The organism is Cardiobacterium sp. (assembly GCF_057314735.1).
In genome coordinates this window covers 18,433-43,204 of sequence record NZ_DBHKZK010000055.1, presented here as the reverse complement: position 1 = coordinate 43,204, position 24,772 = coordinate 18,433, and the positions used below count along the sequence as shown (strand labels likewise).

The following is a 24,772-nucleotide window of genomic DNA, read 5'->3' as shown; positions in this document are numbered from 1 at the left end:
ATCGATTGCGCAAGGTTACGCCATGTTGCCCGCAGGCGGTTTTACAGGTTTTTTAGTTAGGGCGGGGCGGGTTACAGGCTGTTTTGTAGGTCGAGCAGGGCGTTGGCTTCTTGTTCTTGTTGGAGCGGGGTGATGATGGCGTCCAGCCCGCCTTCGAGGATGTCAGCGAGGCTGTAGAGGGTGAGGTTGATGCGGTGGTCGGTGACGCGGCTTTGCGGGTAGTTGTAGGTGCGGATGCGTTCGCTTCTGTCGCCGCTGCCGACCAGGCTTTTGCGCTCGGCGGCTTGTTCGTTTTGTGCTTTGGTGCGCTCGGCGTCCAGGAGGCGCGCGGCGAGCAGGCGCATGGCTTTGGCGCGGTTTTTGTGTTGTGAGCGTTCTTCTTGGCATTCGACGACGATGCCGCTTGGCAGATGGGTGATGCGGATGGCGCTGTCGGTTTTGTTGACGTGCTGGCCGCCGGCGCCGGAGGCGCGGTAGGTATCGACTTTGAGGTCGGCGGGGTTGATTTCTACCGGCTGGATGTCGTCGCCGACGGGCAGGATGGCAACGGTGGCGGCGGAGGTGTGGATTCGCCCGCCGGATTCGGTTTCGGGGACGCGCTGCACGCGGTGCGCGCCGGACTCAAACTTGAGGGTGGAATAGACGTTGTTACCGCTGATTTGGCTGATGATTTCTTTGTAGCCGCCGTGTTCGCCGGGGTTTTCGCTGAGGATTTCGATTTTCCAGTTTTTTTGTTCGGCGTATTTGCCGTACATGCGGTAGAGGTCGCCGGCGAAGATGGCGGCTTCGTCGCCGCCCGTTCCCGCGCGGATTTCGAGGTAGATGTCGGCACCGTCCAGCGGGTCTTTGGGGATCATGTGCCGTGCGAGTGCGTGTTCGTTGGCGGCGATTTGTGCTTCGAGTGCCGGGCGTTCGGCGGCGGCGAGTTCGGCCATTTCGGGGTCGCTTTCGAGGTCGGCGAGGTCGGTCAGTTGGTGTTCGAGCGCTTCGGTGGCGTCCAATATGGCGATGACGGGGGCGAGTTGGGCGTGTTCTTGCGCGTAGCGCCGCAGTTGGTCGGGGTTGGCGGCGGTTTCAGGCAGGGCGAGCAGGCCGTTGAGTTCTTCGTGGCGCTCGCGCAGGCTGGCGAGTTTTTCGCGGATGGCGGGGTGCATTTAGTGGGTCTCGGTTTTGAAGGTGTCGGCGATGATGGCGAGCCAGTCTTTGTGGTCGGGCGGGATGGCGTGGATGAGTTCGCTGGGGTTGTGCAGCAGTTTGTTGGTGAGTTTGCGGCTGAGTTGTTCGAGCAGTTGTGCCGGGTCTTCGCCGTGGGCGAGGCGGCGGTAGCTTTCTTGTAGGAGTTGTTCGCGGATGGTGTTGGCGTTTTCCCGCATTTTGCGCACGATTTGTTGTTGTGGCTTGGAGCGCAGCCAGCCGATGAGGTCGTCGCCGTAGAGGTTGATGATGGCTTCTGCCTGCCGTGCCGCGCTTTGTCGCGCTTTGAGGTTGTCGTCGATGATTTGTTCGAGGTCATCAACGCTGTAGAGGAAGGCCTGGTTCAGGGTGTCGATGGCGGGGTCGAAGTTGCGCGGGATGGCGAGGTCGATGAGGACTTGCAGGCTGTTGCGCCGCCGGTTGAGGGATTCTTTGATGTGTTCGCGGCTGATGAGGGTGCGGTCGCTACGCGCCGCGCCGATGATGATGTCGGCTTCGTGCAGTTGCGCCGGCAGTTGTTCGAGGCTGATGGCGAAGCCGCCGTGTTCTTCGGCCAGTGTTTGTGCGTGGGCGAGGGTGCGGTTGGCGATGATGAGGCGCTTGATGTCGTTGTCTTTCAGGTATTTGGCGACGAGGCGTGCGGTGTCGCCTGCGCCGACGATGAGCGCGGTGCGGCGGTTGTGGTCGTCGTAGAAGCGGTGGGTGAGTTTGACGCCGGCGGCGGCGACGGAGACGTTGTTGGCGCCGATTTGGGTGCTGTGGCGGATTTGTTTGGCGACGGCGAAGCTCTGCTGAAAGAGGCGCTCCAGCACGCCGCCGATGGTGCCTGCTTTTTTGCCGAGGTGGTAGGCCTGTTTGAGTTGGCCGAGGATTTGCGGTTCGCCGAGGATGAGCGAGTCCAGCCCGCTGGCGACGCGGTAGATGTGGCGGATGGCATCGCGGTCGCGGTAGTGGAAGGTGATGGCGGCGAGGGCTTCCGGCGTGGTGTGTTTGGCCGCCGCGAGCCATTGGGCAAGGCGGGCGGGGTCGCCGCCGACGGTGTAGATTTCGCTGCGGTTGCAGGTGGAGAGCAGCGCGATTTCGCTCGCGCCGCTGGCTTCGCGGCAGGCGGCGAGGGCGGTGAGGGTTTCGTCGGGGGTGAAGCTGTATTTTTCGCGCTGCGCGGCGTCGGCGGTGTGGTGGTTGAGGCCGTAGGCGGTGATGGTTTTGCCGGGCGGGTCGTGGGGGTTCAACATATGGTCATTAAAAGTTTCATGTAGGTATTTTAAGCTATCGCGCTTTCTCTTTCAGCCGATGGTGTCCAGATTGCCACGTCGTAACCGTTTGTCTTTGGCGTTGTTCTGTGCGCTGCCCATGTTCCTTGGGCAGGGGTTCGCCGTGCCCGCGCAGCGCAAGTCGCAACCGCAATGGTCGCAGTCGTCGCAGTGGCTGTACGGTGCGATGACGGCGCGTTTTGAGGACCATGCGGGCAAGTTCGGCGCCGCGCTCAATACGATGGCGGATGTGGCGGTGGAGAGCGGCGAGTATGACGCGCTGGAGTATGGGTATGGCCTCGCCTGGGATACGCGCGATTTTGCCCGCGCCGAGAAGATTGCCCGTGTCTGGCTGGAGGCGTTTCCCAGGGATTTGGACGCGCGGCTGGCGCTGTTGCGCGTGCTGCTTGCCGACAGTCGCGGCGATGAGGCGCTGGCGCAGATGTCGGCCTTGCTTGATGCCGACGGCGGGCCGCAGATGGTGGCGCAGATTTTCCGCGTGCTGGCGGAGTTCCCGGACAGCGCAACCCGGCTGGTGTTGTTACAGCGGCTGAGCGCGCAGTTCCCGAAGAATCCGTATCTTTATTATTATCTTGGCCTGATGGCAAAGGAGCAGGGCAAGGTGACGACGGCGGTGCAGGCGTTCAGCGATGCCATTGCCCTCGACGGCAACTGGCGCGAGCTGGAGCTGATGCAGGCGCAGGTGCTGGCGAGCATCGGCAAGTTGCAGGAGGCGCGCAAGATTATGGATCGCATCACCACCCGCTATCCGCAGGATATCAATCTGCTTTCGGCCTATGTGGATATGCTGGTTGCGCATTATCAGTGGCAGGATGCGATTACCCTCGCCCTGCGCTGGAAGGAGTTACGCCCGCAGGATGCAACGGTGCGGCAGCTGGTGGCGCAGTTGTATGCGTCGGCGGGCGATTATCCGGCAGCGTTGCAGGCGTTCCGCGAGTTGCTGGACAGCCATCGCATTGACATGAACAGTTATCTGTTTTTTGTCGCCAACGCCGCCGAGCGCAGCGGGCAAGCGGATGTTGCCACTACCCTGCTCGGCGAGATTGCTGCCGATTCGCCGCGTTATTTGCAGGCGCAAGAGCGGTTGGCGCTGCTATCGTTCAACCGGGGCGATTACGACAAGGCACAGGCGCGTTTTGCCGCCTTGCGCCAGGAATTTCCCGATGACGCGCAGGTGCTGGACACCTATCTGGTTGAAACGGCGCAACTGCGGCGGACGCAGCAATGGCGGCGGCTGGAAAAATTGCTGAAAGAAGCGCTGGCGCGCTATCCCGATCAGGTTGATTTGCTCTACGTCCTCGCCGATTTCAACGCTGCGCGCGGCAATCTCAAGGAAGCCGAGGAGCAGTTCAACAAAATCCTCGCCGCCGACCCGGCCAATATCGACGCGCTCAACGCCTACGGCTATATGCTGCTGACGCAAACGGACGACGAAAAAAAAGCAGCGCAACTGATAGAAGCGGCCATCAAACTCTATCCGGATTCCCCGGCGATTCAGGACAGCTACGGCTGGCTGCTTTACCGCCAGGGCAAAACCGAAGACGCGCTCAACTGGCTGCGCCGCGCCTACGCCGCTTATCGCAACGACGAAATACCCGCGCATTACATCGAAGTGCTGGACGCATCCGGCGACAAGGCGCTCGCCGCCGAAGTTTATCGCTACGAAAAACAGGGGCAGCCGGACAATCTCGCCCTCAAATCCATTGGCAAAAAACTGGGACTCGACCATGACAAGAAAAAATAAACTGGCGGCATTCGGCCTCGCCCTGCTCCTCGCCGGCTGCGCGACGCCGCCCGCAGAAGACGAAAACGCGAGCTACACCACCACGCTCAACCCGCAACATTGGCGCGCCGAAGGCAAAATTGCGATGCGCTACCCCGAATGCCACCGCAGCCGTGGCTGCGAAGACAAAGGCGTCAACGCCAACATGGCATGGACCCACCATAACCAGGACGAACTGCTGGTCATCACCGACCCCTTCGGCCAGGAACGGATGCGCATTGACTATCGCGGTGGTGTCATCAACGTGCGCGAAGGGGCGCGCGAAGAAGTGATGAGCAAAGAAGAACTGGCAAAAGAAGTCGGCCTGCCAGTGCCGCTCGAATCCATCGCCAACTGGCTGATTACCCAACGCAGCGACGAAAGTTTCAACGCCGACGGCTGGCAGGTCGATGTCCGCGACTGGCAGGGCGCGTATTACCACAGCATCCGTCTGAAACAAAAAGACTACCAGATGAAGCTGGTCGTGCAAAAAATGACGACAATATAAACAGATGCACAAAAACTGCGGTATCCGCCTTGCGCACACAGAACAAATCGCTATAATGCGCGCCTCTCGCCGACCGAGGCGGGGAACGGGCGGATAACCCGTTGTTCAAAAATTGGGGTGTCGCCAAGTGGTTAAGGCACCGGGTTTTGATCCCGGCATTCGTAGGTTCGAATCCTTCCACCCCAGCCATCTCTTCTACCCAACATCCAAGGTGAAAACGTGTCCAGAGGCAGCATGACCGTATTCACGGGTAACGCGAATCCGCAACTTGCCCGTCAGATTGTCCAGCATCTCGGCTTGCCATTGGGCAACGCTATCGTTGACAAATTTTCCGACGGAGAAATCCGGGTAGAACTGCAAGAAAACGTCCGTGGCAAGGACGTTTTTGTTATTCAGCCGACCAGTCATCCCACCAATGACAGCATCATGGAACTGCTCATCCTGAGCGATGCCCTGCGCCGTGCTTCTGCCAACCGCATTACTGCCGTCATTCCCTACTTTGGCTATTCCCGCCAGGACCGCCGTCCGCGTTCTGCGCGCGTGCCGATTTCCGCCAAAGTGGTTGCCAACATGATTGTCGGCGTTGGCATTGACCGCGTCCTGACCTTGGATCTGCACGCCGACCAAATACAGGGATTCTTTGATTTCCCGGTGGACAACATTTACGCCACGCCGATCATCCTCAATGACCTGCTGGCACAAGATTTCAAAAACCCAGTGGTAGTATCGCCGGATATTGGCGGGGTTTTGCGTGCACGCGCCACCGCCAAACAGATTGACGCCAAACTGGCAATTATCGACAAGCGTCGCCCGCGCCCGAACGAATCAGAAGTGATGAACATCATCGGCGACAGTATTGAAGGCTGCGACTGCATCATCGTGGATGACATGGTTGACACCGCAGGCACCCTGTCCAATGCGGCGACCGCGCTGAAAGAACGCAAGGCGCGTACCGTAACGGCCTACTGTACCCACGCCATCCTGTCCGGCAACGCCATCGCCAACATCGAAAAATCCGGCATGGATCAACTGATTGTGACCGATTCCGTTGCCCTGCGTGAAGAAGCGAAAGCCTGCAAAAAAATCCGCGTGCTTTCCATCGCCGGACTGGTTGCCGAAAGCATCCGCCGCATCCACGTCGAAGAATCCATTTCCTCGCTGTTCGTCAACTAGACACGAACCGCGAACAACCTTGAAGAGCGCTGGTCGCAAGCGCTCTTTTTTATCCTACGGAGAAAACCATGAGTGAATATGCCTACACCCTGAGCGCCATCGTTCGCCAGGATAGCGGGAAAGGTGCGAGCCGCCGCCTGCGTCGTCAAGGACTGGTGCCTGCCATCGTTTACGGTGGCGAAGAAGCTGCCTTGGCAGTTGCCGTCAAACAGGACGATCTGGTCAAATTTGGTCGTTTTGACAGCTTCTATTCGCAAATCATCAATCTGCAAGTCGAAGGCAAAGGCGACATCGAAGTCATCGTACGCGATGTACAACGCCACCTCTACAAACCGCTCTATCAGCACATGGACTTCCAGCGCGTTGTTCGTGGCCAGGAACTGCAAGCCACCGTCAGCCTGCACTTTGTCAACGAAGAAGGCAGTGTCGGCGTCAAGGCGGGCGGACTGGTCGAACACCACCTCAACAGCGTGGAAATCGTTTGCTTGCCGCGCAACCTGCCAGAATACGTTGAAGTTGACATGACCGACGTTGCCTTGGGCGATGTCATCCACCTGCGTGACCTGAAACTGCCGCAAGGCGTGCGCCTGCTGCACGACGATGACCGCGCTGAAGCCGTGGTTGCGCAAATCGTTCACCCGCAACGCGGTGCCGCTGAAAGCGAAGAATCCGCTGCCGCAGACGAGGGCGAAAGCGCTGCCGAGTAATCGCGGATGATCAAACTGATTGTCGGCCTCGGCAACCCCGGCGCCCGCTACCAAAAAACCCGCCACAACGCGGGTTTTTGGCTATTGGATCAGCTCGCTGCCAGCGAAGGCGGACGGCTCGCCGAAGACAAAAAATTTCAGGGTGAATACGGCAAAATCACGCTGGCGCAGCAGCCGCTGCACCTGCTCAAACCGCTCACCTTCATGAATGCCAGCGGACGCGCCGTCAGTGCGCTCGCCAAGTTTTACGATCTGGCGCCGGAAGAAATCCTCGTTGTCCATGACGAACTGGACTTGCCGGAAGGCGCGGTCAAACTGAAATACAGCGGCGGCCACGGCGGCCACAACGGCCTGCGCGACATCATCGCCGCACTCGGCAGCAAAGATTTCTATCGCCTGCGCCTCGGCATCAACCATCCGGGCGACCGCAATCAGGTCGTGGATTACGTCCTGCATCCGCCCGGCAAGATAGAGCAGGAAAAAATAGACGACGCCATCGCGCGCGGCCTCGCCATCCTGCCGCTACTCGTGCGCGACGGCGCGGAAAAAGCGATGCACCGCCTGCATAGCGGCGGCTAAACGCAGCCGTTTCATGCGAAACCAGAGAGAAACACACAATGGGATTTAACTGCGGCATCGTTGGACTGCCGAACGTCGGAAAATCGACACTCTTCAATGCCCTGACCAACGCGGGGATTGACGCCAAAAACTTCCCCTTTTGCACCATCGAGCCGAACACCGGCATCGTTTATATGCCCGATCCACGGCTGGATGCGCTCGCTGCCATCGTCAAACCGGAGCGGGTGCTGCCGACGACGATGGAATTTGTCGATATTGCCGGACTGGTCGCCGGTGCCTCCAAAGGCGAAGGACTGGGCAACCAGTTTTTGGCCAACATCCGCGAGACCGATGCCATCGCACAGGTAGTGCGCTGTTTCGATGACGACGACATCGTCCACGTCGCCGGCAAAATCGACCCGCTCGCCGACATCCAGGTCATTGAAAGCGAGCTGATCCTGGCCGACATGGCCTCACTGGAAAAAGCGCAACAGCGCCTGGTGCGCGTTGCCAAGGGCGGCGACAAAGATGCCAAACTGAAACTGGACATCATCGCCCGCCTCACCCCGCACCTCGAAGACGGCAACCTCGCCCGCACCCTGCCGATGAGCGACGAAGAGCGCAAGGCGATGCGCGAACTGTTCCTCCTGACGATGAAACCGATGATGTACGTCGCCAACGTTGATGAAACCCATATCGACGGCGACAACGCCTACGTCCAACAGGTGCGCGACAAGGCGGCACAGGCGGACGCCGTCGTCGTCACCGTCTGCGCCGCAATAGAAGCCGAACTGTCGCAACTCGCCCCCGAAGAACAGGGCGAACTGCTCGCCAGCTACGGCCTCACCGAGCCGGGGCTGAACCGCGTCATCCGCGCCGGCTACCAACTGCTCGGCCTCGGCACCTACTTCACCGCCGGCGTCAAAGAAGTGCGCGCCTGGACCATGCCGGAAAACGCCACCGCGCCGCAGGCCGCCGGCGTCATCCACACCGACTTTGAACGCGGCTTCATCCGCGCCGAAGTCATCGCCTACGACGACTTCATCCGCTACCACGGCGAAGCGGGCGCAAAAGAAGCGGGTAAATGGCGCCTCGAAGGCAAGGACTACCGCGTACAAGAAGGCGACGTCATCCATTTCCGCTTCAACGTCTGATACCATCCCCACCCCACCCATTTCCAACAGGAGCAACCCATGGCGAACTACTCAACCAACGAATTCAAGGCCGGCCTGAAAATCATGCTGGACGGCGACCCGTACAACATCGTCGAAAACGAATTTGTCAAACCCGGCAAAGGACAAGCCTTCAACCGCGTCAAAGTGCGCAACCTCAAAACCGGCCGCGTCATCGAACGCACCTTCAAATCCGGCGACAGCGTCGAAGCCGCCGACGTCCACGAAACCGAAATGCAGTACCTCTACAAAGACGAAAGCAGCTGGCACTTCATGCACCCGGAAACCTTTGAACAACTGCAAGCCGACCAGGCCGCCGTTGCCGATGCCGACAAATGGATGCTGGAACAGGCGCTGTGTACCGTCGTCCTCTGGAACGGCAACATCATCAGCGTCACCGCGCCGAACTTCGTCGAACTCAAAGTCGTCGATACCGACCCCGGCCTGCGCGGCGACACCTCCGGCGGTGGCGGCAAACCGGCAACACTGGAAACCGGCGCCGTGGTGCGCGTACCGCTGTTCATGAACATCGGCGACGTCATCCGCGTTGATACCCGCAGCGGCGAATACCTCGGACGCGCCAAAGAATAACCCGCCGGGAGGAGTCCCATGTACAAACGCAGCCTCGCCCTGCTCGCCCCCATCGCCGTCGTCTCCTGCGTCACCGTCAACATCTACTTCCCGGCGGCCGCCGCCGAAAAAGCCGCCGACCAAATCATCCTTGACGTCTGGCACCAGCAGGGCGGCGCAGCGGAGGCGACAAAAGCGGCGACAACCCCGCCCGCTGCCAAAAACAGCGGCGCGAAAAACGAACACAGCGCGCTGGATCCGCGCCGCATCGTCGTCGCCGCACTCAGCGCCATCAGCGGCGAAGCCCACGCGCAAAACGTGGACTTCAACGCCTCCTCACCGCAAATCGAACAAATCAAGGCGCGCATGGCGAGCCGCTTCGGTGAACTGCGCCCCTTCCTTGACAGCGGTGCGGTCGGTCTCACCGGCGACGGCCTCGTCGCCGTGCATGACGCCAATGCGGCCAGCATGGCCGAACGCGCGCGAATGAACCAACTGGTCAATGCCGAAAACAAAGACCGCAAGGCGCTCTACCAGGCGATAGCGGACGCCAACAACCAGCCCGGCTGGGCGGGACAAATCCAGAAAACCTTTGCCGAACGCTGGATAAGCCAGGCACAAAGCGGCTGGTGGTACCAAAGCGGCGGCAGCTGGAAGCAAAAATAACCGCAATAGCGTAGGTTGGGTTAGCGCGTAACCTGACAACAAGAGCAGATATGGCGGCTATAACGCATCGCCCCGACAAAAGGAGCACAACATGAAAACCCTGATTATCAACGCCCATCCCGACCCGCACTCCGCCTGCTCCGCGACCAACCGCATGGTGGCGCACCTGCTCGCCAAACTGCCCGCAGGCAGCGCAGAAGTCGTCAATCTCGCGGAAAGCAAACAACCGAGCCTCGACAAGGCGGTGCTGGACATCTTCATCAAAACCGTCTTCCGCCGAGAACAACCGACTGCCGAAGAAACACAATACTTCGCCGGTATCCACGCGAATGTTGCCCAACTCAAAGCAGCACCGCGCCTCGTCATCGCCTATCCGATGTACAACTTCGGCATCCCGGCGCGCCTCAAAGACTGGATTGACAGCATCGTCGTCCCCGACGAAACCTTTCGCTACAACGCGAACGGCAACCCCGAAGGCCTGCTGACCACACACAAGGCGTTGATTTTGCAAGCCAGCGGCGGTGTCTTCAGCGAAGGCGGACGTGCCGCGATGGAGCACACCGTGCCATATCTGCAAGACGTGCTGCGCCTCCTTGGTTTCGTCAGCGTGGATGCGGTGCGCGCCGAAGGTACTACAAAAACTACTGGACTGGACGCTGCCGTCGCCAAAGCCTGCGCCGACATTGATGCAAAAATGGACACATTCACCCGGTAAACCATCAACAATAGGGTGCGCCTTGGCGCACCACTCCTGCTCTTGTGGCTGGAATCAAATACCCAAATACCGCCGCTCTGCTCCCTCCCCCTGTGGGGGATGGGCGGGGTGGGGTTACTGGTGGCACGCACGATGCCTTTTGCCAAAACGCTTCACCATCGCGCAGTACCGCAAATTAAACAAAATTGCAGGCGGAACACACCACAATAGAAACACCGCCCGTCCGCATCCCGCCAACCCGATTAACATACACCTTGAGCGCTCAAGTGTATGTATAACCCTGCCAACACCAGCAAAACCACCACCATGATTCATAACGTCCTCATCTTCGACATCGAAACCGTCGCCGACGTTGCCGCTTACCGCCTGCTCAACCACCCGCCGCAAGAGCTGGACGACGACACCATCTACCGCATGATGAGCAGCGAGCGCCTTGCCGAGACCGGCAGCACCTTCATGCGCCACCACCTGCACAAAATCGTTGCCATCTCGGTGGCAATGAAAACCGCGCAGGGGCTGAAAATCTGGTCACTGGGCGACGAGGCGAGCAGCGAATACGAAATCGTGCAGCGTTTCTTTCAGGGCATCGAAAAATACGCACCGACGCTGGTGAGCTGGAACGGCGGCGGTTTTGACCTGCCCGTTCTGCACTACCGCGCCCTCTTTCACGGCATCCCCGCGCAGCGCTACTTTGAAGTGGGCGACCACGACAACACCTACCGCTTCAACAACTACCAAAACCGCTACCACTGGCGCCACATTGACCTGATGGACGTCCTCTCCGGCTACCAGGCGCGCACCGTTGCCAGCCTTGACGATGTCGCCAAACTCTGCGGCTTCCCCGGCAAACTGGCGATGGACGGCAGCGCGGTGCAGGAGCGCTACACGAGCGGCGACATCAAGGGCATCCGCGACTACTGCGAAACCGACGTGCTGAACACCTACCTCGTGTACCTGCGCTTCGAGCTGATGCGCGGCAACCTCACCGCTGCGGAATATCAGCAAAGCCTTGAAGAAGCGCAAAATTTCCTGCAAGACCAGGAAAGCGAACACTGGCAGGAATTTTTGCAGGCCTGGGCGGAACGCGGCGCATGAGTGCGGAAGACGCCATCTACCGCGTGCAGTTCAAAACCGAACAGCACTACTACGACCTCTACGTCCGCCACGTCTTCCCCGCCGACATGGCGGGCTTCATCTGCCTGGAAGGCTTCCTTTTCCACGAAGAAACGCAGGTGCTGATTGACCCGCGCGTCGAGCGCCTCACCGCCGAATTTGGCGACGTCAGCACCGCCTTCGTCCCCTACCACCAAATCATCCGCATCGACAAGGTGCAGCGCCAGGGCGAAAGCCGCATCCACAGCGCCAGCAGCGGCAATCCCAAAATCAAACCGTTTCCGCCCGCGTTGTAAAAAAAGAAGGCCTTGTGCCTTCTTTTTGTTTGCCGCAGGTGCTGTTGGAACCTGTTTATAGCAATCCACCGAAAGTTTCAGACAAGGCGCGTCACTGAAGACAGATAGTGTCAGACCGCGCGACGGCGCGGGGTGATGTTTACGCTGGCTTTGCGCGCCAGCATGGTGCGGGCGTGGTCACGGCTGGTGTCGCTCGCGGCGCTGCCGAGCATCCGCGCGATTTCGGTGATGCGCGCTTCGTCGTCCAGCGCGGTAACGCGGGTTTGGGTGGCGTGGTTGTCGCTGTGTTTTTCGATGCGGTAGTGCGCGTCGGCGTAGGCGGCGACTTGTGGCAGGTGGGTGATGCACAGTACTTGCCGGTTTTGGCCGAGGGTGTGCAGCAGGCGGCCAACGGTGTCGGCGATTTCGCCGCCGATGCCGGTGTCGATTTCGTCGAAGATGATGGTCGGCGGCGGCGTCGGGGTTTCGTCGAGGCAGGCGACTTCGATGGCGAGGCTGACGCGCGAGAGTTCGCCGCCGGAGGCGACTTTGGCGAGCGGTTGTAGGGTCTGGCCGGGGTTGGCGCAGAGGGTGTAGGTGATGTCGTCGTTGCCGTGCGCGGCAGGGCGGGCGGCGGGCTGGACGCCGATGGCGAAGGTGGCTTTTTCCATGCCGAGTTGGTGTATCCATTGTTCGACGTCGCGCGCGAGTGCCGGGGCGGCTTTTTGTCGCGCGGCGCTCAAGGCAGCGGCTTTGGCGTGGTAGTCGGCCTCGGCGGCGCGGCAGGCGGCCTCTAACGCGCTGCCGCTCTGGTTTTTTTGCGAGAGGGCGGCGTGTTCGGCGGCGAGTTGTTGCCAGTGCGCGGGTAGTTGGCCGGGGACGATGTGGTGTTTGCGGGCAAGGGCGTGCAGCGCGCTCATCCGCGCTTCGGTCTCGGCAAGGGCTTCGGGGTCGTGTTCGATTTTGCCCAGTTGTTTGGCGAGGCTGTCGCTGGCCTCGCTCAGGTACACCGCGCTTTGTTCGAGCAGTTCGGCGGTTTCGCGGTAGGATTCGTGCAGGGCGGCGAGGTGTTCGGCTTCGCGCTGGGCGTGGCGCAAGGCGCTTTGCAGGTTGTGTTCGCCGTCGCTCAGTTGCTCGGCGAGACGGCTGCCGCTGGCAAGGATTTGGTCGGCGCTAGCGAGCAGGGTTTGTTTTGCGGCGAGTTCGTCAAATTCGTCTTCTTGCGGCGCGAGTTGTTCGATTTCGTCGAGCTGGTAGGCGAGCAGGGCGAGGCGTTCTTCGTCGCTGGTGCGCGCGGTTTGCCAGGCGGCGTGGTCTTTTTCGAGTTGTTGCCAGTGGCGGTAGGCGTCGGCGCAGGCGGCGAGCAGTTCGCGGTGTCCGGCGTAGCGGTCGAGGCGGCGGCGCTGTTCGTCGTTTTTGAGCAGCGCCTGGTTGTGGTGCTGGCCGTGGATGTTCACCAGCGCGGCGGCCAGTGTTTTGAGTTTGCCGCCGGTCACGTTTTGGTCGTTTACCCAGGCTTTGCTGCCGCCGTCGCGCAGGGTGCGGCGAATGACGACCTGGCCGGGGTTGTCCGGGTCGTCGAGGCCGTCGTCGGCGAGTGCCTGCTGGTGCGCGGCGCTGAGGTCGCGGAAGGTGGCGCTGACGGTGGCGCGTTTTTCGCCGTGGCGGATGCTGCTGGCGTCGGCGCGTTCGCCGAGGACGAGGCCGAGCGCGTCGATGAGGATGGATTTGCCCGCGCCGGTTTCGCCGGTGAGGACGTTGTAGCCGGGGCGGAAGTGGATTTCGCTGTGTTCGATGATGGCGATTTGGTCGATGGTGAGTTGTTCGAGCATGGGTTATCCGTGGCTGTCTTCGGGGGCGATGCCCCAGTTGAGTTTGGCGCGCAGGCGGTCCTGGAAGTGGTAGTTTTCCGGGTGCAGCACCGGCAGCGGGATACCGGCGCGGATGGTGATACGGTCTTTGTGATGCAGGCGGTGTTGTTGCTGGCCATCGATGCTGAGCTGCGCGCCGCCGGTTTTGGCGCCGGGGGTGATGGTAATCGGGCTACGCGCGTCGATGACTACCGGGCGCTGGGTCAGGGTGTGCGGGCAGATGGGGACGACGAGGCTGACCGGCAGGTTCGGTTCGATGATGGGGCCACCGGCGGCGAGGGCGTAGGCGGTGGAGCCGGTCGGGGTGGCGATGATGAGGCCGTCGGCACGGTAGTGGCTTAAGTAGCGGTCGTGGCTGTACACGTCCAGCTCGATCATTTGTGCCTTGCTGCTGCGGATGACGGCGTCGTTGATGGCGAGATGCTCAGCGCTGCCGTCGCGGCTGTCGATGGTGACTTTCAGGGTGTGGCGCTGTTCGCACTGGTAATGTCCGGCGAGAATGCGGTCGAGCTGGGCGGCAAGGTCGTCGAGAGTGAGGTCGGCGAGGAAGCCCAAGCGGCCGGTGTGGATGCCAATCAACGGGATTTGCCGGTCAATCAGCGCGCGGCTGGCGTAGAGGAAGGTGCCGTCGCCACCGATGACGATGCACAGATCCACGTCATCCCAGGCGCTGACCGGGCGGGCGGCGGGGATGGCCTGGTATTCGGGCGGAACGGTGTCGGGGTCGAGGCTGTAGCGCAGGTTGCGCTGTTCGAGGACGGCGAGGGTGCGGGTAAGGGCGTCCTGCACACGGATGGCGCCGAGTTTGCCGATGATGCCGATGTGGCGGAAGGTTTGGGGCATGATGGTGTGGGGGCGGTGAAATGCGCGCATTATAGCGGGGCTTGGCGGCTTGAAAATCGCCAGGCAAAGCGGCGGCGAAAGCGGTAGAATACGCGCCTCAAACAAGCCTTGCTGCGGCAAGGCTTTTTCTTATGTAAATCCCCATCAGAGAGTAATCCATGACTGTAAAAATCCCGATGACCAAGAAAGGCGAGCAGGCTTTGCGCGCTGAACTGGAAAAATTGAAAAGCGAAGACCGCCCGCGTGTGATTGAGGCGATTGCCGAGGCGCGCGAACACGGCGATTTGAAGGAAAATGCCGAATACCACGCCGCGCGCGAACAGCAGGGCTTTATCGAAGGCCGCATCCGCGAGCTGGAGCATAAATTGAGCCACGCCAATGTGATTGACGTGATGAATCTCGCGCAAAATGGCAAGGTGGTTTTCGGCACCACGGTTGAGCTGGAAGACAGCGACAGCGGCGAAGAAATGACTTATAAAATCGTCGGCGAAGATGAAGCCGATATTAAAGCCGGGCTGATTTCCAATACCTCCCCGATTGCGCGCGCTCTCTTGGGCAAAGAAGAAGGCGAGACGGTAGAAGTGGTCATTCCCGGTGGCCGCAAAATGCTGGAAATCCTCGCGGTGCGTTACGAGGAATAATTTATTTGCAAAACCCGCCTTGTACGCGGGTTTTTTATGCGCTGCTCATGGGGACATTACGGTCATCAAAATCCCGCTCCGGCGGGATTTTTCATGCCTGCCCGGCGGCAAAATGGCGCGTTATAATGCCCTCCTTGATTCTCCACAGGAAAACTCATGCGCATTGCCCTCCCCTGTCTGCTTGCCCTCGCCCTCTGCGGCTGCGGCAACTACACCCCCTTCCTCTACAAAACCGACGTCATCCAGGGCAACATCTTCTCCGATGCCGATATCGCCCGCATCCAGCCCGGCATGAGCCGCGCCGAAGTCGAACGCCTGCTCGGCACGCCGCAACTGACCGACCCCTTCCACAAAGACCGCGCCAATTACCTCTACACCTACTTCGCCGGCGACAGCAAACACACCTACCACCGCCGCCTCGTCATCTATTACAGCGCTGACAACACCGTCGCCCACGTCGAAAACCAAGACATCACCGCAAAATAAAAGGAAAACATCATGATAGACAGCAAACTCCTGCGTCAGGACGCCGCCGCCATCGCCGCGCGCCTGCAAAGCCGTGGCTATACCTTCCCGCTGGACGAATACCAGCGCCTCGAAGACGCGCGCAAAACCGCGCAAGTCAAGGCCGAACAACTGCAAGCACAGCGCAACAGCCTCTCCGCGCAAATCGGCCAGGCGAAGAAAAAAGGCGAGAACACCGACGCGCTGATGGCACAAGTCGCCGCGCTCGACGCCGAACAACAGCAAAGCGAACAACACTACGCGGAAATCCAGACCGCGCTGGACGCGCTGCTCGCCACCGTCCCCAATCCGCCGCACGAAAGCGTCCCCGTCGGCAAGGACGAAGACGACAACCTCGAAGTGCGCCGCTGGGGCACGCCGCGCGTCTTCGACTTCCCGCCAAAAGAGCACGCCGACCTCGAAGCCATCGGCCTCGATTTCGACAACGGCGCCAAACTCGCTGGCGCGCGCTTCACCGTACTGCGCGGCGACCTCGCCCGCCTGCACCGCGCCATCGCCCAGTTCATGCTCGACGTCCACACCCGCGACGACGGCTACACCGAAATGTATGTGCCGTATGTGGCCAACGCGCAGGCACTGTTCGGCACCGGGCAGTTGCCCAAATTTGAAGAAGACCTCTTCAAAACCGCCCTCGGCGAGCGCCACTTCTACCTCATTCCCACCTCCGAAGTCAGCCTGACCAACCTCGTCGCCGACACCGTGCTCGAAGAAGCCGACTTGCCGCTCTACTACACCGCGCACACTCCCTGCTTCCGCTCCGAAGCGGGCTCACACGGGCGCGACGTGCGCGGCATGATCCGCCAGCACCAGTTCGACAAAGTAGAAATGGTGAAAATCGTCACCCCGGAAACCAGCTACGACGAGCTGGAAAAACTCACCGCCAACGCCGAAAACATCCTGCAAAAGCTGAATCTGCCCTACCGCGTCGTCCTCCTCTGCACCGGCGACATGGGCTTTTCGTCTGCCAAAACCTACGACCTCGAAGTGTGGCTGCCGGGGCAGGGCAAATACCGCGAAATCAGCTCATGCAGCAACTGCACCGACTTCCAGGCACGGCGGATGCAGGCGCGCTACCGCCCGAAAGACAGCAAAAAACCGCAGCCCGTCCACACCCTGAACGGCTCCGGCCTCGCCGTTGGCCGCACCCTCGTCGCCATCCTCGAAAACTACCAGAACGCCGACGGCAGCATCACCATCCCGGAAGCGCTGTTGCCGTACATGGGCGGCATCACGGAAATCCGCCCGCTGCGATAATCCCGCCGCCAGCAAAAACGCCACCCTCCGGTGGCGTTTTTTATGGGCAGTCAAAGGGTTTACGGCTTGCATCGCCCCTTGCCATCAAGACACGGCAGCGTGGCAATCTGTGTCTCGCGCGTCGCACCTTCGTACAACACCCAACTGCGGCTGCGGTCGGGATTGAGCAGTAGCACGCTGTTGGCGACGATATGCTGCTGCAACCACGGCTGCAACGGCAGCAGCTTCGCCGTATCGCCCGCCTGGTTGGCGGCGATGATTTCGGCGATTTTTTCGTCGCTGTCGCTCAGCCACAGCCAGGCGTCCGGCTCGGCCTGATGAATCGCCTCCGCCAGCGCGACGAGCTGCGCGCGGTTTTCCGGCTTCGGCACCAGTACATAAAGATAGCGCAGGCCGCGCGATTCAAATTCGCCGAGTACGCGCCAGTCGGCACGCGCGGGGGCGGGAGCGGTAACGGGGGGTGCGGGCGCAGCGGCCAGGGCGGGAAAGTGCGTGCTGACAAGCGCCAGGGCAAGCGCTACGAATAGCGGGCGGGGGGATGTCATGGAGAGGCTCCGGTTAATGGGGACAAACATTATAGCCATCCACCGAAAGTTTCAGACAAGGCGCGTCGCCGAAGACAGTACGCGGTTGTACGGCGAGGCGACGCAACACCGTATGAGGCTTTCGGTGGATGGCTATATCGGCGACAGACCGCGTGCCGTCCGTTAATTTATGGTCAACCGCCTCTGTTATCGCATTCTCACGATGGCACCCCGCGTTTGGCGCTCAAAAGCCGTACAGGCGCAGCAGGTCCAGCTTTTCCTGCGCCTGCCACCGTTTGAGCAGTAGCGCGTGCGGTTGCGGGCAAGGGGCGCCGGGGGCGGCGGCGGCGATGCGGTCGCAGCGGAAATGGCGGAAGTCCCGGCGCAATTCGCACCAGGCGGCGAGCAGGCGCGCGTCTTCAAAGTAGCCGAGGGCGATGGGCCACACCGTGCGCGCGCTCGTCTGTCCGGCGGCGTCGGTGTAGCGGAAGCGGAGGGTACGCTGCCCGCGCAGCGCGCGGCGGATGTGCGCCAGCGCCTGTTGCTCTGCCGCGCCGCAGGTGGCCGTTTTTTTGCCACTGAGCGGATAGAAGGCCTGTGCGGCGAGGCGTGCCGTCCATTTTTCCGGCAGCACATCGTGGATTTTGCCGAGCAGGCGACGCGCGGCGGCGGTCATGTCATCATCGCCCTGGACGATGGTGGCGCGGATGCCGAAGACCAGCGCCTCGATTTCGTCTTCGTCGAACATCAGCGGCGGCAGGAGGAAGTCCGTCTTGTGCAACATGAAACCGGTTCCCGCCGCGCCACGGATGTCCGCGCCCTGTTGCCGCAGCGTGTCGATGTCGCGGTAGATGGTGCGCAGGCTGACGCCGTGGCGAGCGGCGAGCGCGGACGCGCTGACGGCACGGCGGCTGTCGCGCAGGTGTTGCAGCAGGGTGAGCAGGCGTTGGGTGCGGGTCATGCGGCAATTTTATAGTAATCCTCACCCGGTTCCGTGCAGGTTTCAGGTGAAACGGTGCAGGCGGTAGGGGGTGAGATCCAGCGGCGGGGTTTCGTCGAAGTACAGCGCCGCCAGGATTTCCGCGGTGAGCGCCGCTTGCGTCAGGCCGAGGTGCTGGTGGCCGAAGGCGAGGAGCAGGTCGCCATCGCGGTCGATGACCGGCAAGCTGTCGGCGGTGGTCGGGCGGAAGCCCATCCAGGGTTGGGCATCGCGGGCGTCCAGCGGGGCTTGCAGCAGTTTTTCCGCGAGCGGGTGCAGGTTGTTGGCGCGCGCCATGTTCGGCGGCGCTTCGAGTCCCGCGTATTCCACCGTACCGGCGAGGCGCAGGCCATGCTGCATCGGTGTCATGACGAAGCTGTGGTCGATGCTGGAGACGGGCAGGCGCAGACGCGCGGCTTCGTGTGGCAGCATAAGGTGGTAGCCACGTTCGGTATCCAGCGGTACACGCAGGCCGGTGAGGCTGTCGGCCAGCGCCTTGCTGTGCGCACCGGCGCAGAGGATGAGGCGGTCGGCATGGTGGCTGTCGCCATTTTCCGCTTTGAGGCTGAAGCCGCTGTTTTCGCGGCGGGCAGCGGTGATGCGGCTGTGTTCGCGGATGTTGCCACCGCTCGCGCGTAGGGCTTGGGCGAGGGTCGCGCCGAGGGCGGCAAGGTCGATGATATGCGCCGAGCGCTGGTAGTGGATGCCGCCGTGTTGGCGGGCGAGCGCCGGTTCCAGTTCTTGCAGTTCGTCGCCGTGCAAATACTGGCAGGGAAAGCCCAGCGCTTGCAGTTGCGCGGCGTATGCAGGCAGGCGGGCGGCGGTTTTGGCGCGGCTCGCAACGTGCAGGATGCCATCGTGGCGGAGAAGCGGCGCCAGTTGCCAGCGCGCGGCGAGGCGTTCCCAGGCGGCAAGGCTTTCCCGGTTGAGCGCGAGCAGGGCGCGGTGGTTGTGCTGGTAGCGCGCGGGCAGCATGTTGGTGAACATCTGCCAGCCCCAGGGCAGCATTTTCGGCAGGTAACGCCAGTCGATGCGTAGCGGGCCGAGCGGATTGATGAGCATCGCCGGGAGTTTGCGCAAGGTGGCGAGGCTGGCAACGGGATAGTTGTATTCGGTGGCGATGTGCCCGGCGTTGCCAAGTGATGCGCCGCCAAATGGTGTTTCGGCCTCGTGCAGGGTAACGGTTTCGCCGCGTTGGCACAGGTTGAGGGCAATGGTGAGGCCGATGATGCCGCCGCCGATGATGTGGGTGTTCATGGGTTTTTCAGGGGTTGGAAGGAAACGTTGGCTCAATGCAGCTCAAGGTCGAGGTCGCCCTGTTGCATGCGTTGCAGGCGGTCGAGGTTTTCTTGGCTGATGGCAATGCCCTCTTTGGCGGCAGCGGCGCGGGCGGCGTAGCGGCGCTCGGACGGCAGGCGCGCGCCCTGGGCGCGGATGGCGGCAAGCAGTTTTTCGGCATGGGCGAGACGGTCTGTGGCGGCAAAGGCGGCGGGATCGAGGGCGATGTGCAGGGTGCCGTGGTTGGGCGCGAGGCCGCCGTCGGCTTCGCTGCTTTCGCTGCTCAGGTGGTCGCCAATCCACACGGCGGCGAGGATTTCGATCATGGTGGAGATGGCCGAGCCTTTGTGGCCGCCAAAGGGCAGGAGTGCGCCCGCCAGCACCGCCGCCGGGTCGCGGCTTGGGGCGCCGTCGGCGTCAATGCCCCAGCCGTCCGGCAGCGGTTTGCCGTCCAGGCGGTGCAGTTCGATTTCGCCGCGCGCGACGACGGAGGTGGCGAAGTCGTAAATGTAGGGCGGTGCGTCGCCGTTGGGCCAGGCAAAGGCGAGCGGGTTGGTGCCCAGCAGGGGCGCGTTGCCACCGGACGGGGCGACGTAAGCGCTGCTCGGGCACATGGCAAGCGCGCCAACGCCCAGTCCGGCAAGGGTTTCGACTTCCGGCCAGAGGGCAGAGAGGTGCAGGCAGTGGTTGATAGCCATCGCCGCGATGCCGTGGCGTCGCGCTTTTTCTGCCAGGAGTGGCGCGCCACGGCTGAATGCCAGCGGGCTGAATTCGCCGTGTGCGTCGATTTTGAGGATGGCGCGTTCGGGCGGGTTGTCGATGGTGGGTTCGCGCGCGCCGTGGTTCTGTCCGGCGCGGCGGCTTTTGAGGATGCCGGTCAGGCGGTAGATGCCGTGCGAGCGGCATTGGTCGCGCTCTGCCCGGGCGAGGACTTCCGCGATGGCTGCGGCGTGTGCTTCGTTGTAGCCTCCGGCGCGCAGGGTGGCGGCGAGCAGGGCGTGCAGTTCGGGGTAGGTGAGGTGTGGCATGGGCGACTCCGGGGGTTGGAGATGGGTGGGACAGGAATTTGGGGCGGGTCGGGGAGGGGGTATATCGGCGCACTTTGTACTTTTCTTTGCCTGTATCGCTACAGCCCTCACCCCAACCCCTCTCTCGTCCTGCGGACGAGCAATGTTTGTCCCACAGGGAGAGGGGCTTCGTTTTACCCGGCCCTCCCCCGAACCCCACGCAAAATGCGGTCGCATTTTGTGTGGGAACCCGACCACGGGGGCGTTTGGATAGGGTGTGGGCGTTTTTACGCGACGGCGAGTCCGTAGGGGCGGCTCGCTTTTGCCAGCAGTTTCCAGACGTAGTCGGCGAAGCTGCGGCGGATGATGAGGCTGTAGTGCGTGGCGCCGTGTTTGTGCAGGGTGATGTGCGCGGCTTCCATCACAGTGCCGATGACTTCGCCCGCGGCGAGGTTCTCGACCGGGTACGGGGTGAGGTGGCGCAGTACGGTTGCGACGGCTTCGCCGCGCAATTCCAGTCCGGTGTAGCCGCCGCTGTTATCGACGATTTGTGCGTGCTGGTTGGCGAGCGCGCGTTGCAGGCGGGTGGCAAGTGCGGTTTTGTCCTGCCACGGGCTTTTTAGCAGCCATTCGTCCGGCGAGAGGCGCAGGATGGTGAGCGCATCTTTTTCTGCGCTTTGTCTTGGTGCGGTCGGCAGGGCAACGCCAAGCGCGTTTTCGGCGGCGGCGGTAAAGGCGCTGTCTTCCGGTTTGCCGCGCAGGATGTGGATGGCGCTTTGTGGCCATTCGCTGGCGGTGATGCCCGCCGCGCGCGCGGGCGCGGGGTGGGCGGCGAGTTGGCGCGCGAGCGGGGTTTCCCAGGTGATTTCAGGCATTTTGGCGTTCTCCGGCAGGGTCTACGAAGTTGGTGCTACTGATGGTGGCGGCGTAGGTTTTGCCGTGGGCGAAGGCATAGACGGTTTCGCCTTGGCGTGCCGCGCCGTTTTCGATGTTGGCCAGGGCGATGCTGCGGCCGAGGGCGACGCTGTGGTAGCTGGAGGTGATGTAGCCGAGGCTTGCCACCGGCGGGTCGTCGCTGCCGGCGCGCGGCACGGCGGGGTCGGCTGTGGCGATGATTTGCGCGCCTTCGGGCAGGATGGTGTGCGGGTCGGCGGCGAGCAGTCCTACCAGTTGTTTGCGTCCTGCGCGCGCGGTGTCGCTGCGGGCGAGGGAGCGCTGGCCGAGGAAGCTGTAGGGTTTTTTGAGGTTCACTGCCCACGGCATGCCGAGGTCGAACGGGGTTTGGGTGGCATCGGTGTCTTGCCCGACGATGATGAAGCCTTTTTCGGCGCGCAAGACGTGCATGGTTTCGGTGCCGTAAGGGGTCGCGCCCGCTGTCATCACCGCTTCCCAGATGTGGCGGCCGTAGCCGGCGGCAACGTTGATTTCGTAGGCGAGTTCGCCGGAGAAGCTGATGCGGAAGACGCGCGCGGCGATGCCGGCAACGGTACCCGCCCGCCATTCCATGAATTTGAAGGCGTCGCGGGAGAAGTCGATGTCATCACAAAGGCTTTGCAGGATTTGCCGCGACTCGGGGCCGACGACGGCGATGGTCGCCCAGTGGTCGGTGACGGAGGTCAGCCAGACGTCAAGTTCCGGCCATTCGATTTGGTGCCAGCGTTCGAGCCAGTCGAGGACGCGCGCCGCGCCGCCGGTGGTGGTGGTCATGTAGAACTGGTTGTCGTGGATGCAGGCGGTGACGCCGTCGTCCATTACCATGCCGTTTTCGTCGAGCATGAGGCCGTAGCGGCATTTGCCGGGCTCCAGTTTGTTCCAGGCGTTGCTGTACACGCGGTTCAGGAATTCGCGCGCGTCTTTGCCGTCGATTTGGATTTTGCCGAGGGTGCTGGCGTCGATGGCACCGGCATGGTTGCGCACGGCGGCGGTTTCGCGGGCGACTGCGGCGTGCAGGTCTTCGCCCGCCTGCGGGAAGTACCACGGCCGCCACCATTGGCCGACGGCTTCCATTGCCGCAGCGCGCGCTTCGTGCGCGGGGTGCAGGGCAGTGGTGCGCTCTGGCTCGAAGGTGTTGCCCTGGCGGTAGCCGGCGAGCGCGCCGAAGGTGACGGGTGTCCACGGCGGGCGGTAGGTGGTGGTGCTGACGGCGGCGGGCGAGATGCCAAGCGCGGCAGCGGTGAGGTGGATGCTGTTGACGCTGGTGAGTTTGCCCTGGTCGGTGCCGAAGCCGAAGGCGGTGTAGCGTTTGACGTGTTCGATGTGCTGGTAGTTTTCGGCGACGGCGATGGCGATGTCGGCGGCGGTGACGTCGTTTTGGTAATCGACGAAGGCTTTGGCGCCGGTGCCTTCGGGCTTGCCGTCTTGTAGGCGCACGGCGAAGGCGGGCGGGTTGGTTTCGGCGGCCTCATCTATGCGCGGCAGGGTGATTTCGCCGTTCGTGCCGAGGGCTGCGAGGGCGGCGCGGGTGGTGGCAGCGGTTTGTGCCAGCGCGTCTGTCCAGCGGTAGTGGCCGGTGACACTACCGATGCCCGCGATGCCGTCGCGGCTTTGGCGGTAGTCATCCGGTACGGTGAAGGCGTGCGCGGCTTCATTCCAGTCGGGGCGGCGGGTGTCGTGGCAGTAGAGGTGGACGCTGGGGCTGATGCCGCCGCTGCTCATCACGGTTTCGACGGCGATGTCGCGCGCTTCGCCGCTGCCGGGGTGGTAGAGGCGCGCGCCTGCGACGTGTTGGCGGCCGCGCACTGCGGCGATGTGGTAGCCGGGCAGGACGGTGATGTTGGCAGCGAGTCCGGCAGGCGCTTTGGCATTGGCGCGGATGTCGGCGACGGTTACGCTTGCGCCTGCGGCGGCGTAGTCGGCAGCGGTGTGGTAGATGCCGTCGTGGCTGCCGCAGATGAGGACGGTTTCGCCGGGCAGGATGCCGTAGCGGTTGAGGTAGGTTTGGCCGGCGGCGAGGGTCATGACGCCAGGCAGGTCGTTGTTGCCGAAGACAAGCGGGCGGTCGATGCCGCCGCTGGCGAGCAGGATTTGTCGTGCGCGGATTTTGTGCAGACGCTGCCGCGGCTGGTCGGGGTCGCGGGCGGCAGGCGGCAGGTGGTCTTGTTTTTGTTCGAGCGCTTGGACGTAGTTGTGGTCGTGCACGGCAACGGCGGCGCAACGCGAGAGGATTTCGAGGTTGGGCAGGGTTTTGAGGCGAGCGAGCAGCGCATCAAGGTAGGCGTGCGCGGGCTGGTCGTCGAAGCGGGTTTGGCCTTCGCTCAACAGCCAGCCGCCGGGTTCGTTTTGTTCATCGACGAGCAGGGTTTTGAGGCCGGCACGGGCGCTGGCTTCGGCGGCAAGCAGGCCGCAGAGTCCGCCACCAACGACCAGCACATCCACGTGGTGATGCAGGTGGTCGTACCATTCTTGGTCGGCGCTACGAGGCGCGTCGCCAAAGCCGGCCAGGGCGCGGATGGCGTTTTCGTAGCGCGGCCACAGGCTTTGCGGCCATTTGAAGGTTTTGCTGTAGAAGCCGGGCGGCATGTAGCGCTGTGCCAGGCGACCGATGAGGCTTTTGCTGCGCCGTATGGCGCTGCTGCGCGCTTGCAGGCCAGGGTAGAGTTCGACTTGGGTCGCTTTTTGGTTGGGGGTGGCATGGCCGCCGTCTTCGAGTTGGACGAGGGCGTTCGGTTCTTCGCAACCAGCGGCGAGGATGCCACGCGGTCGCCCGTATTTGTAGCTTTGGCCGACGACGCGCACGCCGTTGGCAATGAGTGCGGCGGCGAGGGTGTCGCCGGCAAGTCCTTGGTAGGTTTTGCCGTTCCAGCTGAAGCTGACGGGTTGGCTGGCATCAACGCGGATGCCGGGTTTGTGGATGCGGCGGGCGCTCATGCTTCCTCCTCACGCCAGGCGCGTTTGGCGTCGTTCAGGGTGTAACTGGCAGCGATGGCGTTGGTGACGTTGTGGCGTTTGACGACCAGCACTTTGCGGCAGCCGGCGCCGTGTACCCATTGTTCCCAGACCCAGCCTTTGGGGTTTTTGCGGTGGAAGAGGTAGTCGCCCCAGGCTTCGTCGCTGATGCTGTCGGGGTTTGCCGGGCGGACGATGAAGGCTTCGCCGGCATGGTGGTATTCGCTTTCGTTGCGGGTGTCCGCGCAGTGCGGGCAGTAGATGGCAAGCATGGTTCT

General features: G+C 62.3%; 25 protein-coding genes and 1 tRNA gene. 15 read left to right on the top strand and 11 right to left on the bottom strand.

Annotated elements, in window-relative coordinates; all coding sequences use genetic code 11:
* Positions 1-71: 71 nt before the first annotated feature.
* Positions 72-1,154, bottom strand: a complete 1,083-nt coding sequence (prfA, locus tag ACO54Z_RS07480) for a peptide chain release factor 1 (RefSeq protein WP_485996452.1) — start codon at positions 1,152-1,154, stop codon at positions 72-74.
* A complete protein-coding gene (hemA, locus tag ACO54Z_RS07475; RefSeq protein WP_485996451.1) occupies positions 1,155-2,429 on the bottom strand; it encodes a glutamyl-tRNA reductase in 1,275 nt (424 codons plus the stop codon).
* Positions 2,430-2,571: 142 nt separating this feature from the next.
* Here hemA and ACO54Z_RS07470 point away from each other — a divergent pair, with 142 nt between their 5' ends.
* The 12 genes from ACO54Z_RS07470 (at position 2,572) to ACO54Z_RS07415 (ending at position 11,708) form a co-directional block, all read left to right on the top strand.
* Entirely contained in the window at positions 2,572-4,212 is a 1,641-nt protein-coding gene (locus ACO54Z_RS07470; protein WP_485996450.1) for a tetratricopeptide repeat protein, read from the top strand.
* On the top strand, positions 4,196-4,738 hold the full coding sequence (locus ACO54Z_RS07465; protein WP_485996449.1) for a lipoprotein insertase outer membrane protein LolB: 543 nt from the start codon (positions 4,196-4,198) through the stop codon (positions 4,736-4,738). Before ACO54Z_RS07470 ends, ACO54Z_RS07465 begins: the two co-directional genes overlap by 17 nt.
* 113 nt (positions 4,739-4,851) lie before the next feature.
* Positions 4,852-4,927 (top strand) — tRNA-Gln (locus tag ACO54Z_RS07460).
* 45 nt (positions 4,928-4,972) lie between these two features.
* Positions 4,973-5,911, top strand: coding sequence for a ribose-phosphate pyrophosphokinase (locus ACO54Z_RS07455; RefSeq protein WP_298081372.1), 939 nt, complete (start codon positions 4,973-4,975; stop codon positions 5,909-5,911).
* 68 nt (positions 5,912-5,979) lie between these two features.
* Positions 5,980-6,618 carry a 50S ribosomal protein L25/general stress protein Ctc gene (locus ACO54Z_RS07450; RefSeq protein WP_485996448.1) on the top strand — a complete coding sequence of 213 codons (639 nt, stop codon included), beginning with the start codon at positions 5,980-5,982 and terminating at the stop codon, positions 6,616-6,618.
* Positions 6,619-6,624: 6 nt separating this feature from the next.
* Complete coding sequence (gene pth / locus ACO54Z_RS07445; protein ID WP_485996447.1) at positions 6,625-7,197, top strand: aminoacyl-tRNA hydrolase; 573 nt, start codon at positions 6,625-6,627, stop codon at positions 7,195-7,197.
* 38 nt (positions 7,198-7,235) lie between these two features.
* A complete protein-coding gene (gene ychF, locus ACO54Z_RS07440; protein WP_485996446.1) occupies positions 7,236-8,330 on the top strand; it encodes a redox-regulated ATPase YchF in 1,095 nt (364 codons plus the stop codon).
* Between the two features lie 39 nt (positions 8,331-8,369).
* Positions 8,370-8,939 (top strand): elongation factor P, encoded by a 570-nt coding sequence (gene efp, locus ACO54Z_RS07435; protein WP_298081614.1) that lies wholly within the window; start codon positions 8,370-8,372, stop codon positions 8,937-8,939.
* 18 nt (positions 8,940-8,957) lie between these two features.
* Positions 8,958-9,584: a YdbL family probable chaperone protein gene (locus tag ACO54Z_RS07430; protein ID WP_298081613.1), complete on the top strand. Its 627-nt coding sequence runs from the start codon at positions 8,958-8,960 to the stop codon at positions 9,582-9,584.
* A 91-nt stretch (positions 9,585-9,675) separates the two neighbouring features.
* Entirely contained in the window at positions 9,676-10,299 is a 624-nt protein-coding gene (locus ACO54Z_RS07425) for an FMN-dependent NADH-azoreductase (RefSeq protein ID WP_485996445.1), read from the top strand.
* A gap of 270 nt (positions 10,300-10,569) precedes the next feature.
* Complete coding sequence (locus ACO54Z_RS07420) at positions 10,570-11,394, top strand: 3'-5' exonuclease (RefSeq protein WP_485996444.1); 825 nt, start codon at positions 10,570-10,572, stop codon at positions 11,392-11,394.
* On the top strand, positions 11,391-11,708 hold the full coding sequence (locus ACO54Z_RS07415) for a DUF1820 family protein (RefSeq protein ID WP_298079346.1): 318 nt from the start codon (positions 11,391-11,393) through the stop codon (positions 11,706-11,708). Before ACO54Z_RS07420 ends, ACO54Z_RS07415 begins: the two co-directional genes overlap by 4 nt.
* A gap of 110 nt (positions 11,709-11,818) precedes the next feature.
* Here ACO54Z_RS07415 and recN read toward each other — a convergent pair whose 3' ends face one another.
* Together recN and ACO54Z_RS07405 are read right to left on the bottom strand one after the other, a co-directional pair.
* The gene (gene recN, locus ACO54Z_RS07410) at positions 11,819-13,519 is read right to left on the bottom strand and encodes a DNA repair protein RecN (protein WP_485996443.1); all 1,701 of its coding nucleotides are present in this window, start codon (positions 13,517-13,519) and stop codon (positions 11,819-11,821) included.
* A gap of 3 nt (positions 13,520-13,522) precedes the next feature.
* Complete coding sequence (locus tag ACO54Z_RS07405) at positions 13,523-14,401, bottom strand: NAD(+)/NADH kinase (protein WP_485996442.1); 879 nt, start codon at positions 14,399-14,401, stop codon at positions 13,523-13,525.
* Positions 14,402-14,559: 158 nt separating this feature from the next.
* On the opposite strand from ACO54Z_RS07405, the gene greA reads away from it, so the two are divergent.
* The 3 genes from greA to serS all read left to right on the top strand — a co-directional run bounded on the left by greA (position 14,560) and on the right by serS (position 16,821).
* A complete protein-coding gene (gene greA, locus ACO54Z_RS07400; RefSeq protein WP_485996441.1) occupies positions 14,560-15,042 on the top strand; it encodes a transcription elongation factor GreA in 483 nt (160 codons plus the stop codon).
* Positions 15,043-15,198: 156 nt separating this feature from the next.
* Positions 15,199-15,528: an outer membrane protein assembly factor BamE gene (locus tag ACO54Z_RS07395; protein WP_485996440.1), complete on the top strand. Its 330-nt coding sequence runs from the start codon at positions 15,199-15,201 to the stop codon at positions 15,526-15,528.
* A 12-nt stretch (positions 15,529-15,540) separates the two neighbouring features.
* A complete protein-coding gene (gene serS / locus ACO54Z_RS07390) occupies positions 15,541-16,821 on the top strand; it encodes a serine--tRNA ligase (RefSeq protein WP_485996439.1) in 1,281 nt (426 codons plus the stop codon).
* Between the two features lie 59 nt (positions 16,822-16,880).
* On the opposite strand, the gene ACO54Z_RS07385 is transcribed toward serS, so the two are convergent.
* From ACO54Z_RS07385 to ACO54Z_RS07355, 7 genes are all read right to left on the bottom strand, one after another.
* Positions 16,881-17,366, bottom strand: a complete 486-nt coding sequence (locus ACO54Z_RS07385) for a hypothetical protein (RefSeq protein ID WP_485996438.1) — start codon at positions 17,364-17,366, stop codon at positions 16,881-16,883.
* A gap of 223 nt (positions 17,367-17,589) precedes the next feature.
* Positions 17,590-18,306, bottom strand: a complete 717-nt coding sequence (locus ACO54Z_RS07380; protein WP_485996437.1) for a helix-turn-helix transcriptional regulator — start codon at positions 18,304-18,306, stop codon at positions 17,590-17,592.
* Between the two features lie 42 nt (positions 18,307-18,348).
* On the bottom strand, positions 18,349-19,581 hold the full coding sequence (locus tag ACO54Z_RS07375; protein ID WP_485996436.1) for an NAD(P)/FAD-dependent oxidoreductase: 1,233 nt from the start codon (positions 19,579-19,581) through the stop codon (positions 18,349-18,351).
* 32 nt (positions 19,582-19,613) lie between these two features.
* Positions 19,614-20,630: an Ldh family oxidoreductase gene (locus tag ACO54Z_RS07370; protein ID WP_170166209.1), complete on the bottom strand. Its 1,017-nt coding sequence runs from the start codon at positions 20,628-20,630 to the stop codon at positions 19,614-19,616.
* Between the two features lie 266 nt (positions 20,631-20,896).
* A complete protein-coding gene (locus tag ACO54Z_RS07365; protein WP_485996435.1) occupies positions 20,897-21,484 on the bottom strand; it encodes a sarcosine oxidase subunit gamma in 588 nt (195 codons plus the stop codon).
* Complete coding sequence (locus ACO54Z_RS07360) at positions 21,477-24,476, bottom strand: sarcosine oxidase subunit alpha family protein (RefSeq protein ID WP_485996434.1); 3,000 nt, start codon at positions 24,474-24,476, stop codon at positions 21,477-21,479. Before ACO54Z_RS07360 ends, ACO54Z_RS07365 begins: the two co-directional genes overlap by 8 nt.
* The gene (locus ACO54Z_RS07355) at positions 24,473-24,766 is read right to left on the bottom strand and encodes a sarcosine oxidase subunit delta (RefSeq protein ID WP_298079358.1); all 294 of its coding nucleotides are present in this window, start codon (positions 24,764-24,766) and stop codon (positions 24,473-24,475) included. The genes ACO54Z_RS07360 and ACO54Z_RS07355 overlap by 4 nt, the downstream gene beginning before the upstream one ends.
* Positions 24,767-24,772 lie beyond the last annotated feature (6 nt).

Bases quoted from the DNA above. Each gene is read 5' to 3' on its own strand.
- ACO54Z_RS07430 (WP_298081613.1), top strand. From the start codon at position 8,958: ATGTACAAACGCAGCCTCGCCCTGCTCGCCCCCATCGCCGTCGTCTCC.
- greA (WP_485996441.1), top strand. From the start codon at position 14,560: ATGACTGTAAAAATCCCGATGACCAAGAAAGGCGAGCAGGCTTTGCGC.
- ACO54Z_RS07360 (WP_485996434.1), bottom strand. From the start codon at position 24,476: ATGAGCGCCCGCCGCATCCACAAACCCGGCATCCGCGTTGATGCCAGC.
- ACO54Z_RS07420 (WP_485996444.1), top strand. From the start codon at position 10,570: ATGTATAACCCTGCCAACACCAGCAAAACCACCACCATGATTCATAAC.
- ACO54Z_RS07380 (WP_485996437.1), bottom strand. From the start codon at position 18,306: ATGACCCGCACCCAACGCCTGCTCACCCTGCTGCAACACCTGCGCGAC.
- ychF (WP_485996446.1), top strand. From the start codon at position 7,236: ATGGGATTTAACTGCGGCATCGTTGGACTGCCGAACGTCGGAAAATCG.
- ACO54Z_RS07385 (WP_485996438.1), bottom strand. From the start codon at position 17,366: ATGACATCCCCCCGCCCGCTATTCGTAGCGCTTGCCCTGGCGCTTGTC.
- ACO54Z_RS07365 (WP_485996435.1), bottom strand. From the start codon at position 21,484: ATGCCTGAAATCACCTGGGAAACCCCGCTCGCGCGCCAACTCGCCGCC.
- ACO54Z_RS07415 (WP_298079346.1), top strand. From the start codon at position 11,391: ATGAGTGCGGAAGACGCCATCTACCGCGTGCAGTTCAAAACCGAACAG.
- ACO54Z_RS07375 (WP_485996436.1), bottom strand. From the start codon at position 19,581: ATGAACACCCACATCATCGGCGGCGGCATCATCGGCCTCACCATTGCC.
- serS (WP_485996439.1), top strand. From the start codon at position 15,541: ATGATAGACAGCAAACTCCTGCGTCAGGACGCCGCCGCCATCGCCGCG.
- efp (WP_298081614.1), top strand. From the start codon at position 8,370: ATGGCGAACTACTCAACCAACGAATTCAAGGCCGGCCTGAAAATCATG.
- ACO54Z_RS07355 (WP_298079358.1), bottom strand. From the start codon at position 24,766: ATGCTTGCCATCTACTGCCCGCACTGCGCGGACACCCGCAACGAAAGC.
- pth (WP_485996447.1), top strand. From the start codon at position 6,625: ATGATCAAACTGATTGTCGGCCTCGGCAACCCCGGCGCCCGCTACCAA.
- ACO54Z_RS07395 (WP_485996440.1), top strand. From the start codon at position 15,199: ATGCGCATTGCCCTCCCCTGTCTGCTTGCCCTCGCCCTCTGCGGCTGC.
- prfA (WP_485996452.1), bottom strand. From the start codon at position 1,154: ATGCACCCCGCCATCCGCGAAAAACTCGCCAGCCTGCGCGAGCGCCAC.
- recN (WP_485996443.1), bottom strand. From the start codon at position 13,519: ATGCTCGAACAACTCACCATCGACCAAATCGCCATCATCGAACACAGC.
- ACO54Z_RS07370 (WP_170166209.1), bottom strand. From the start codon at position 20,630: ATGCCACACCTCACCTACCCCGAACTGCACGCCCTGCTCGCCGCCACC.
- hemA (WP_485996451.1), bottom strand. From the start codon at position 2,429: ATGTTGAACCCCCACGACCCGCCCGGCAAAACCATCACCGCCTACGGC.
- ACO54Z_RS07455 (WP_298081372.1), top strand. From the start codon at position 4,973: ATGACCGTATTCACGGGTAACGCGAATCCGCAACTTGCCCGTCAGATT.
- ACO54Z_RS07465 (WP_485996449.1), top strand. From the start codon at position 4,196: ATGACAAGAAAAAATAAACTGGCGGCATTCGGCCTCGCCCTGCTCCTC.
- ACO54Z_RS07405 (WP_485996442.1), bottom strand. From the start codon at position 14,401: ATGCCCCAAACCTTCCGCCACATCGGCATCATCGGCAAACTCGGCGCC.
- ACO54Z_RS07450 (WP_485996448.1), top strand. From the start codon at position 5,980: ATGAGTGAATATGCCTACACCCTGAGCGCCATCGTTCGCCAGGATAGC.
- ACO54Z_RS07425 (WP_485996445.1), top strand. From the start codon at position 9,676: ATGAAAACCCTGATTATCAACGCCCATCCCGACCCGCACTCCGCCTGC.